The following is a 3469-nucleotide window of genomic DNA, read 5'->3' on the forward strand; positions in this document are numbered from 1 at the left end:
GGGGTCGCCGCAGGCCGGGCCCGCCGCGCCGGCGCCGGCCGCCGCGCTCCGCCCGCCCGCGATGGCGCGCTCCTGGCGGCGGAAGACCTCCACCTCGGCGCCGCGGAAGCGGTAGATGGACTGCTGGGCGTCGCCGACGGTGCACAGGCGCCGCCCGCCGTCCGTGAGGAAGCCGATGAGGTCGACCTGCTGCTGATCGGTATCCTGGAACTCGTCGATCATCACCATGCGGAACCGGTCGGCGTACGCGGCGCGCACCGCGGGCTCGTCGCGCAGGGCGCGGTAGGCGAGCCGTAGCAGGTCGTCGCTGTCGAGCGCCGACGCCTCACGCTTCAGGGAGCGGTACTCCGCCTCCACCTCGCGGGCGAGCGCCATGAGGGCGTCCAGCACCGGGGCCCCCGCCTGGAGCCACGCGTTGATGAAGGAGTCCGCCGCGTCGGCGCGCAGCAGGTCGAGCTGCTCTCGGGGAAGCGCCTTGCTCGGGCGCGGGATGTCGCAGGCCATCATGCAGGCGGCGAGGTCCGCCACGGTGCGCTCCCCCGCCTGGTAGGCGTCGATCGCCGCGATGGCGCGGCGGCCGATCTCGGCGGCCTTGGGGCTCGCGTCCAGGCAGGCCCGGTAGGCGTCCGCGAGGCTCGAGAGGTCCCCCGCGCCGCGTGCCAGGTGGACCCCGTCCATGCCCTCGGGCAGGCTGCACGCGAGCCCGAGCAGACGGCGGACCAGGCCGGTCGCGCTCGTGCCCGCCTCCCTGCCCGAGGGGCCCGCGTCCCCGCGCAGCGCGTACCAGGAGGTGAGCGCCGCGAGCGCCTGCGGCCCGCCCGCGGCCCCCCCGGCCTCGGCGCGCGCGACGGCGCGGTCCACCGCGCGCGCGACGAGCTCGTCGGCGTCCTCCACCACCGTGAACTCCGGGTCGATCCCGAGCTCCAGCGCGTGGGCGCGCAGGATCCGCGAGCACATGCCGTGGATGGTCGAGATCCAGGCGTCGTCCACGGTGAGCGCCTCCTCGGCCATGCCCGCCCCGATGAGCGCGGCGCGGACGCGCTCGCGGATCTCCGCCGCGGCGTCCTTGGTGAAGGTGATGGCAAGCACCTGGTCCAGATGGTCGATGAACGGGCCCGACTCGGGGGAGAGGGCCCACAGGATGCGGCGCGTGAGGGTGAAGGTCTTGCCCGAGCCGGCGCCCGCGGACACGAACAGCGGCCGGTCGAGCGTGGTCACGATCTCGCGCTGCTGGGGCATGAGGGCGGTGAGGTCCATCGCTATGCGTCCCTCCGTTCGAATCCAAGCGGGTGGTTGCGGGTGCAGGCGGGGGCAGGGTCGTCCGAGGCGGCGACGACGCCGCGGGAGAGCTCGGAGAGCCGCTCGGCCACACCGGCCTCCACGCGGTCGAGCAGCTCGTCGAAGCCCATGGAGCCCCCGTCGGCGGACGGGAAGCCGTCGCGCAGGCCCGGCACGCGGCCGTCGCCCGGCTCCTCCTCCGCGAGCTCGGCGGACACCGCGCCGCGCATCGCCACGCGCCCCTTGGTGGAGAAGTACAGGGCGCCGCGCACGTCCAGGCCCAGGGCGCGGCGCAGCGCCTGCGCGTAGATGAGGGTCTGGGTGTGCTCGGGCAGCCACCGCGGGTCCTCGGCGGGCGCGGCACCGGTCCTGCGGTCCGGGACGGTGGGGTCCTTCAGCCGGAAGGGGTTCGCATCGGCGCGGTGCTTGTAGTCGATCACCACCGCCCGGCCCTCGGCATCCACGTCCACGCGGTCGATGCGCCCGCCGAGCGGCCAGCCGGCGTAGTCGACGCCCAGGCCGTTGAAGGAGTACTCAAGGTACTCCGGGGCGAAGGGGGCGAGCGCCGAGGCCTCGTAGCGCACCACGCGGCGCAGCTGCGGAAGGATGTCGTCCACCTGGCGGCGCTCGACGGCGGACAGCGGCACGAGCGGTGCGGAGCTCGACGTCTTCCCCCGCCCGTGCTCGGCGCGCACATCGGAGAACACCTCCTCGAGCACGGCGAGGGAGGCGTCGAGGTTCTCGCGGGTCACGCGGGAGAGCCCGACCTCGCTCAGGCGCTCGTGGAACCGGTCCATGACGTCGTGGACGAAGTTGCCCGCCTCCATGTTGCCGAAGCCCGCGTCGATGGCCGCGGGGCGCACGCGCGAGGAGACGAACCAGCACAGCGGGCAGCGGGCGTAGCTCTCGATCTGCGAGGCCGAGAACTGGCGCGCGACGAGCCCGCCGTCCTCCGCGCGGCGGGTGAGCACGAGATGGGGCACGGCCGCGTCCGACAGGCGCTGCGGCGGCAGGCACGCGACGCGCTCGACGCGCCCCGGCGAACCCGCCGGGTCGAAATCGCCCGCGACGTCGTCCTCGCCGGTGCGGGCGGGCCCCTCGGACCGGGCGGCGGCGAGCTCGGTCCACACCGCGGCCGGGTAGCGGTCCTTGGCCTGCCGGTCGTGCGTCACGCGCGCGAGCACCGCGTCGCCCGCGCTGGCGGCGAGGGCGCGAGCGGCCTCGTCGCGCAGCCGGGCGGCGGGCTCGAGCTCGAGCGGGGCGCAGCCGAGCCGGGCGGCGAGCGTCGCCAGCGGGCCCTCCTCATGGGACAGCGGGTAGCTCGCCACATCGAGGTCGGCGACCAGCACCGCCCCGACGGAGCCGGCGGGCAGGCGCGCCGCGTCCGCGAGCGTCATGAACTCGACCGTCACGGCGCCGTCCGGGACCCGCTCCGGCTCGGAGGCGAGACCCGTCGCCACGCACAGCCCGTCGAGGCACCCCACGGCGACCGCCTGGCTCACATCGAGGGAGCGGGCGGTCTCGGAGAGCACCTCGAGCGCGCGGGCCGTCATCGAGCGCTCGGCGGCGGCCCGGACGGCCCCGTCGGCGCCGCCGAAGGCGGAGTCGGGCAGGGCGAGGGCGACGGAATGCATCGCCTTCCACGCCGAGACGGGGCGCCCCTGCTGCAGGAACCGCACGACGTCGGCGCACACCGCGGGAACCCCGGCGTACGCCGACCCGTCCGGGAGCTTGGCACGGGCCGCCGAGATACGCGACTGCACGCCCTGCAGCGCGCGCAGGACGCCCTCGACCCCGAGCGAGCGGGTCGAGCGGACCTTCTTGTCGAACGCGCGGGCCGACGACGCGTCCGCCCCCGAGAGCGGGCAGTAGAGCCAGTCGGTCAGCTCCGGCGCGGGCCACCAGGCGGAATCGTCACCCTCCCCGCATGCGGAGGCCGCCATGCGGGCGACGAGGTCGGACAGGGCGGCGAACTGCCCGCCGGCGTCGGTCTCCCGGAAGCGGGAGAACCGCACGGCGCGCGCGGGCAGGCCCCGGGCGGCCAGATGCGCGGACAGCGCATCGAAGGCCTCAGCCGGGCGCGCCGAGGCAGCGACCACGCGACGGGGGGCGGCGGGGGGCAGTCCGGCGGCCAGGCGGGCGAGCTCGTCGGCCAGGGCGCGGGCGCGGGCGTGCGGCCCGGCGACCTCGA

General features: G+C 76.0%; 2 protein-coding genes. Both read right to left on the reverse strand.

Annotation, left to right across the window (positions count from 1 at the left end; all coding sequences use genetic code 11):
- On the reverse strand, positions 1 to 1257 hold a 1257-nt coding region (locus PHA29_RS10340; RefSeq protein WP_270849549.1), incomplete at its 3' end, for a UvrD-helicase domain-containing protein.
- A 2-nt stretch (positions 1258 to 1259) separates the two neighbouring features.
- A partial coding sequence (locus tag PHA29_RS10345; protein WP_270849550.1) for a PD-(D/E)XK nuclease family protein occupies positions 1260 to 3469 on the reverse strand: 2210 nt, incomplete at its 5' end.

It is taken from the genome of Candidatus Collinsella stercoripullorum (assembly GCF_027669965.1).
GTDB lineage: Bacteria > Actinomycetota > Coriobacteriia > Coriobacteriales > Coriobacteriaceae > Collinsella > Collinsella stercoripullorum.